1 protein-coding gene is annotated in these 648 nt (G+C 56.0%); it reads left to right on the top strand.

Features of this window, described 5'->3' with window-relative positions; translation table 11 throughout:
• Positions 1-67: 67 nt before the first annotated feature.
• On the top strand, positions 68-648 hold a 581-nt coding region (locus WA429_RS21360), incomplete at its 3' end, for a TraU family protein (protein ID WP_443082698.1).

Genomic DNA, 648 nt, shown 5'->3' with positions numbered 1-648 from the left:
TAAAGCACAGGAAGTAGACGCGCTTTGCCCGAGTGCTGAGCTTCTCGGTCCCAAACTCTTTACCGATATCTGCTGGGGCTGCATTTTCCCGATCAGGGTAGCCGGATTTGATATGTTCCCCGGGGGGGATGGTGCACCCGCAAAGGCAGCGGAACGATCAGCATGCATGTGTGAGGATCCTCTCGGAATACCAAGGCTAGGATTGGGTCTCGGTATGTGGCAACCAGCACGCCTTATGGAAGTCGTGAGGACACCGGGATGCTCGATGGCGCTCGGCGGCCATACACTTCCAATCGCCTCGCAAAGGTTCCGGGGAACTGATGGGCGAGATGAAAACGATAGTGCAGACCTTGTGTTCTATCACATCCACAACTACGCGTTTCCGCTTCTTTACATGCTCGAACTGATGCTTGATTCCGACTGCATCGGGGACGGGTACCTTGATTTCGACTTGCTCGACATGTCCGAAATTGATCCGACCTGGAATAATGATGAGCTTGGCTTTTTCCAAAGTCCGGAAGCTGCGCTGCTCGCCAACCCGGTCGCCCTTGCGGCTTGTGCTGCAGACGCCGCCTCGGCCTCTGCCGGCTACCCACTTGATGAGATGTTTTGGTGTGCCGGCACGTGGGGCAACATGTACCCGCTCTC

The sequence above is a fragment of the Thalassospira sp. CH_XMU1420-2 genome (assembly GCF_037029325.1).
GTDB classification, from domain to species: Bacteria; Pseudomonadota; Alphaproteobacteria; order Rhodospirillales; family Thalassospiraceae; genus Thalassospira; species Thalassospira povalilytica.
The sequence above is the reverse complement of the archived record's forward strand: the minus strand, read 5'-3'. Positions and strand labels throughout refer to the sequence as shown.